Origin of the sequence: Tsukamurella ocularis (assembly GCF_965138335.1) — a bacterium.
Classification (GTDB): Bacteria; Actinomycetota; Actinomycetes; order Mycobacteriales; family Mycobacteriaceae; genus Tsukamurella; species Tsukamurella ocularis_A.
The window spans coordinates 1-6220 of record NZ_CBCSDV010000064.1 but is presented as its reverse complement, the minus strand read 5'-3'; the positions used below and the strand labels follow the sequence as shown (position 1 = coordinate 6220).

3 protein-coding genes and 1 pseudogene are annotated in these 6220 nt (G+C 74.8%); all 4 read left to right on the top strand.

What is annotated here, in order from left to right; genetic code table 11:
• Window positions 1-102: 102 nt before the first annotated feature.
• On the top strand, window positions 103-1258 hold a 1156-nt coding region (locus ACNAYW_RS24535), incomplete at its 5' end, for a MinD/ParA family ATP-binding protein (protein ID WP_415852210.1).
• A 6-nt stretch (window positions 1259-1264) separates the two neighbouring features.
• Entirely contained in the window at window positions 1265-2833 is a 1569-nt protein-coding gene (gene eccD / locus ACNAYW_RS24530) for a type VII secretion integral membrane protein EccD (RefSeq protein ID WP_415852209.1), read from the top strand.
• Window positions 2834-2847: 14 nt separating this feature from the next.
• Window positions 2848-4269 carry a type VII secretion-associated serine protease mycosin gene (gene mycP, locus ACNAYW_RS24525; protein WP_415852208.1) on the top strand — a complete coding sequence of 474 codons (1422 nt, stop codon included), beginning with the start codon at window positions 2848-2850 and terminating at the stop codon, window positions 4267-4269.
• Window positions 4269-6214 (top strand): annotated as a pseudogene (gene eccE / locus ACNAYW_RS24520) (type VII secretion protein EccE); the annotation flags it as partial. The gene mycP and the pseudogene eccE, both read left to right, overlap by 1 nt.
• Window positions 6215-6220: the final 6 nt, after the last annotated feature.

The window sequence follows — 6220 nt, the reverse complement described above, 5'->3', positions numbered from 1 at the left end:
CACCCCGACCCCGGCCCCCGTGCCGCAGCAGCAGCCCCAGCAGCAGTGGCAGGGCGGCCAGAACGGCTTCGTGCTCGCCGCGGCGCAGAACACNCAGGCNNNGTTCCAGGGCCTGCCGCAGACCGGTCAGTTCCCGGCGTCGCAGGCGTCGGGCCAGATCCACCGGCCGGCGTCGCCGCAGCCCTTCGGTCAGGCGCCCGCCCCGGTGCAGGGCGCGCCCGCCCCGATGGCTCCGCAGCACCAGCAGGCCCCGATGCGCCCGATGGGCGAGTCGCTGTCGGCCCCGATGTCGACCGCCTCGTCGTCCTTCAATCAGCAGATCCGGTTCTCGGACGCCGCCGTGCGCGTCTCGGGCTGGCGCGCCTGGCTGCGCAAGATGGGCCTCGACGTGGGCCCGAGCGCGAACGACCAGGAGCACGCGGAGCTGGTGCACCGCATCCGCGTCCCGAAGAACAAGTTCCACGTGACCAGCGTCTTCGCCGATAACGCCGGCGGCACGCTGCTCGTGGGCGCGCTCGGTCAGATCCTGGAGCGCACCCGCGCGGACAACGTGGTCGCGCTGGACCTCGATCCCGACGGCGGTGACCTGGATCAGGTGACCGCGTGGCACCAGGGCGGCTCGACGGCGCGCACGTTGATCCAGCAGAGCGACCTCTCGGACCGGAACCAGGTGGACAAGCACCTCGCGGTGACCTCGACCAACCTGCACGTGCTGCCCTCGCCGTGGCGGTTCAACGGCCGCGACTTCGCCGACTACGACGACGTGCTGGACCTGTACTCGATCTTCCGCCCGCACTACAGCCTCGCGCTGGTCGACGCCGGCCGAGGCCTGCAGACCACCACGGGCACCGGCGTCCTGGAGATCTCGTCGGCGCTGATCCTGCCCGCGTCCGCCACCACCCGTGGCGTGCGCAAGGTGGCCGCGACCATCGACTGGCTGCGCCACCACGGCTGGCACGGCCTGCTAGCGAACACCATCGTGGTCATCAACCACACCAAGCGCCGGGGCAGCGTCTCCGTGGAGCAGTTCGACGAGCTCTTCCGCGCCGGGCAGAAGCTGCGCGTGCACGAGATCCCGTACGACCCGCACCTCGACTCGGACCAGCCGATCGACATCGACCTGCTCCGCAAGCGCACGATCCGCGCCTTCGAGGAGCTGGCCGCGGACCTGGCGGACGGCTTCAACTCGGGCTACGAGCCGCCGGCCGCCCAGAAGCTCGCGGAGCTGCAGCAGGTGCGCACGACAGAGGGACGCTGACGCCAGATGGTCTTCCCGATCACCCCGGAGCCCGCCGGAACCGAGAGCGCGGGCCCGGGGCGCTCCGCCGTCCCCGAGCAGGTGCGTGTGCTGGTCGAGATCGGCGAGAACTCCGTCGAGCGGAGCCTGTTGGCCCGCCGCCGGCTGTCCGTCGTGATGGACTCCGTGATTCCCGGACTCGAGCAGATCTTCCCGGACCACGACTTCTCGACCTCCGGGGCGTGGACCTTCGCCCGTGAGGGCGGCACCCAGCTGCCCCGCGACAAGTCGCTCGCCGACGCCGGTGTGCTCGACGGGGACCGGCTGATCCTCTCCGAGACCTTCTCGGCGCAGACCTTCCGGCCGCTCATCGAGAGCACCGCGGACGCCATCCAGGAGTTCTGCCGGCAGCGCTTCCGCCGGTTCGAATCCGCGACGGCGCGGGCGCTGGGGCTGCTCGCCCTGGTGCTCGGCGCGACGGTCTTCGCCGCGCTCGTGCTCATCGCCTGGTTCGCGCACTCCAGCGTGCTGTGGTGGTTCCCGGTGGCGGCGCTGGCGTCGATCGCCGTGGTCCTCGCCGCCCTGTCGGCGGACCGGCAGTACCGCGCGCCGCAGGTGGCCTACGCGCTGCAACTCGCCGCGATCCCGGTGCTCTTCTCGGCCGGGTTCGTGCTCATCCCACCGGACGGCGGGGTCGACGGTGCCTTCACCGCCGCGAACGTCCTCACGGGGTCGACCTTCGCGCTCATCGGCGTCGTCGTGCTGGGCCGCGCGAGCCGCCTCGGCGCAGCGGTGCTGGCCGCGCTGGGGCTCACCTCGGCCGCGACCGTCGTGGCGAGCGCGCTCTTCGCGTACACGTCGCTCGACCGGCCCGCGATCCCCGCCATCGGCGTGATCGGCGGCCTGCTGCTGGCGAACTGGGCGCAGGGCTGGGCGCTCATGCTCGCCGGCGTCCGGCCGGACCCGCTCCCGCCGCCCGGCGAGGACATCGACCGCACCGAGCTCGACGCGGCGTACCACGTCGACACCTTCGACGACGAGAGCACCACCGAGCTGGCGCGCGCCGACGAGAACACCGCCCTCGAGCGTAAGGCCCGCACCGCGGCCAAGCTGCTCACCGGCTTCTACGTCGCGATCGCCGGAATCCTCGTCGTCTCCGCGTTGACCGTCGTCGTGCCGCACAGCCACTACTTCTGGGGCGAGGTGGCGATCGCCGCCCTGACCTCGGTGATCTGCGTGCTGCGCGGCCGCACCCTCGATGACCGGGTGCACGCCACCGTCTTCTTCGTCGCGGGCTTCGTCATCGCGGCCGGCCTGGCGGTCGTCCTCGTCGGGGCGCTCGACTCGGACCTCGGCCGGCTCGTCGTGATCGTGCTCAGCGCCGCCGTGCTGGCGGGCTTCGGCGCGGGCGCCCTGCTGCTCGCGGACCGCGTGTCCACCGATCGCGGCGGCCACGGCCGCCCGCTCTCGGCGCGCCTCCTCGGCCGCATCGAGGCCGGCGAGAAGCTGGCGATCTTCGCGGTCGTCCTGCTCGCGCTGTGGTGCACCCGCCTGTTCGCCGCGATGCGCGAACTCGACCTGTCGTTCCTGAAGTAGAGGGGCTGGGGTCCGTGCTCCGTTTCCCGAGGGCGGCCGCGGTCGCGGCCGTCTCCGTCCTCGTCGTCGTCGCCGGTGGCTGGACTCCGGCCGTCTCCGGCGCCGTCGTGCCGCCCGTCGCCGACATCGGCGGCGCGCCGCCCGATACCGACGGCCCGGAGCGCCCGTTGCGCAACAACAACCCGCGCTGTGTCGAGCCCGGCGTGCTGCCGAACTCGAACCTGGCGGCCGCTCCCGCGCCGGCGAACACCCTCCGGATCGAGGAGGCGCACCGGTTCTCCACCGGCGCCGGGGTCACCGTCGCGGTGCTGAGCACCGGCGTGCGCCCCCAGGCCCGCCTGCGCGGCCTCGACGGTGCCGGCGACAACATGGTGGCCGGCGACCGCGGCCTGCTGGACTGCGACTCGACCGGCACGCTGGTCGCGGGCATCGTGGGCGCGCAGCCCGCCGCGGGCGATGGCTTCGTGGGCATGGCCCCGGACGCGCGGATCCTGTCGATCCGCGTCGACTCCGCCGGTTTCTCGCTGCAGAACAGTCCCGCCGACGACGCGGACCCCAACCTCGGCCGCGCCGCGGTGAACGCCCGCAGCATCGCGCGCGCCATCGTGCGCGCCGCCAATCGCGGCGCGAAGGTGATCGTCGTGCCCGAGCCCGTGTGCATGGCCGCCGACAACCAGTTCCGCCAGCGCGAGATCGGGGGCGCCGTGGCCTACGCGCTGCGCGCCAAGGACGCGCTGGTCGTGGTCGGCGCGGGCGCGACGGACCGCCAGGGCGGCACCGTCGGCTCGAACGACTGCAAGGCGAACCCCGCTCCGGACCCCGGCCGGCCCGACGATCCGCGCGGCTGGCGGCAGGTGACCACCGTCGCGACCCCGAACTGGTTCGACGGGCAGGTGCTCTCGGTCGGCGCCACCACGGCGGAGGGCACGCCCCTGCCCGGGTCGCTCAACGGCCCGTGGCTCGACGTGTCCGCGCCCGGCGCGGGCATCGTCTCGTTGAACTCCCGCGGTGGCGACGGCGTGGTCAACGGCGCCCCCTTCGAGCGGACCCTCGTGCCCTTCGCCGGGCCGGAGTTCGCGGCGGCCTACGCCGCGGGCGCCGCGGCACTGGTGCGTTCGCGGTACCCGCAGCTGTCGGCGTCCCGCGCGGCCGCGCGGCTGGTGGCCACGGCGCACGCGCCCGGCCGCGGCACGGACAACACGGTGGGCCGCGGGCTCATCGACCCGGTGGCGGCCCTGACCGCGAAGGTCCCCGACATCGACACGGACATCGACCCGCAGTCGGTGGAGAAGCTGCTGGTCCCGCCGCCCCCGCCCGATCCGGACACCCGGCCGCGGCGGACCGCGGCGATCGTCGCGGGCGCTGGCGCGGTGGTGCTCCTGGTGATCGGTGGCGTGGTCGCGCTCACGCGGCCCGGCCGGAAGCGGAGGTCGTGATGACGGAGACTTCGACGGCGGTCGCCCCGGCGACGGGTGGTCCGGCGGCGGGCGCCCCGGCGGACGCCGCGGTCCCGACGCACCCCGCGATCGCGCGGCTGCGGCGGCCGGTCGGCATCCGGATCTCGCTGCGTCGCGCCCTGGTGTGGGCGGTGCTCTCGGCGAGCCTGTTCGCGCTGGTCGGCGGGGCCTGGCCACTGTGGGCGGTGATCACGCTCATCGTGCTGGGCGCGGTGGTCGCCTTCGTCTCGGTGCACGGCACCGTGCTCAGCGAGAAGATCGGCGCGCGCGCCCGGTACCTGCGCCGCCGGCGCCGCGCAGCCGGGGGCATCCCCGGCCGCGTCATCGACGTCGACGGCGTCGGCGTCCGGCAGGGCGACGGCTTCGAGCTGGTCTCGGCGATCGAGCTCACGGCGGACGCCGCCGAGACCCGGCTGCGCGACGGCCGGGCCTTCGCCGCGGAGACGGTGCCGCTGGACCTGCTCGCGACGATGATGACGCAGTACGGCCTCGACGTGGACATCGACGTGGCCTCCGTGGGCCGTCGTGTGCCGCCGGGGCCCGCCTACCGCGCCTCGTACTCGCAGGGCGTCCGGTTCTACGCCGCGATGGCCGAGCGGTCCACCTGGCTGATCCTGCGCGTGAACACGCGCCGCAACCTGGCGGGCATCGTGCGCCGCGGACCGTCGCGGACGGCGGGCCCCCGGGCCCTCATGGCGGCGACCCGGCGGCTCGAGCAGCGGCTGCAGGAGCGCCTGATCCGGGCACGGGTGCTGCCCGCCGCGGAGCTCGCCCGGTTGGACACGCGCATGACCTTCGGCGCGGACCCGCTCGGAGGCACCGAGAACTGGCAGAACATCGCGCACGGCGCCGACTTCGCCACCACGTACCTGATCGACCCGGTCCGCACCAGCACGGAGAAGCTCGACCGCTGGTGGGGCCTCGACAGCGACAGCACCTCCGTCGTCCTGCGGATGCGCAAGGCCGACGCCCAGGCGCCCGTGGAGATCAGCGGCCTCGTCCGCTACGACACCGCGGTGCCGATCGTCGACAACCTCGACGACGCGCTCGTGCCGATGCCGGGCCGCCAGATGGAGCTCGCCCGCGGCACGCTGCCGGGCGGCGGGTCCAGCATCGTCGATCTGCCGTCGGCGCCGCTGGACGGCCTCGGTGGCGTGGAGATCCCCGTCGGCCCGGCGGGTCCCGTCTGGGGCATCGCCGGCACCGATGCCGTCGCGCTGCCCCTGTTCGACGGCTCGCCCGTTCCCGAGACGCTCGTCGTGGAGTTCGCGACCGAGCTGATCCCCCTGCAGCTCGTGCTGCTGCGTTCCGTCGGTGCGGGCGCGTCGGTCGCCGTGCACACGGACCGTCCGGCGCAGTGGGCCACGCTCGCCGCGACCCTGGCCGACCCGGCGCGATTCCGGCTCGCCGACGGCCCCGGAGGCCGCCCGGCCGATATCACCGTCTTCGACGGTGCCCCGGCCGACGCCGTGCCCGAGCGCACCATGCTCACCCTCCGCGCGCCCGGCAGCGCCCCGCAGCGGGCGAACGCCGACCTCGTCGTCGAGCAGGTGTCGCCGTCCGCGGTGCGGGTGCGGATCGGGCGGCGCGCGCCGTTCGACGTGGTGCTCAACCCCACGGACGAGGAGCTGCGGTACTGCGACGTGCAGGCGCAGCCGATCGTGGCGGGCCCGCCGCAGCCGCCCGCGCAGCGCCTGCCGCGCCAGGTGCCCGCGCCGCCGCGGCTGGCCCCCGGGGCGAGCGCGCCCCAGCCCGTCGCGCCCGGGAACGTCGTGCCCCCGCAGCCCGTCGCGGATCGGCCCGTCGTGCCGCAGGCACCGGTTCCGCCGCCGCAGCCCGCGCCGTCGGCCGGGCGGCACGCGCAGCCGGCCGGCCCGGAGCGGAGCGCGCCGTACCCGGCCGCGCCCGCCGCCCAGGGCCCGGGNACTGC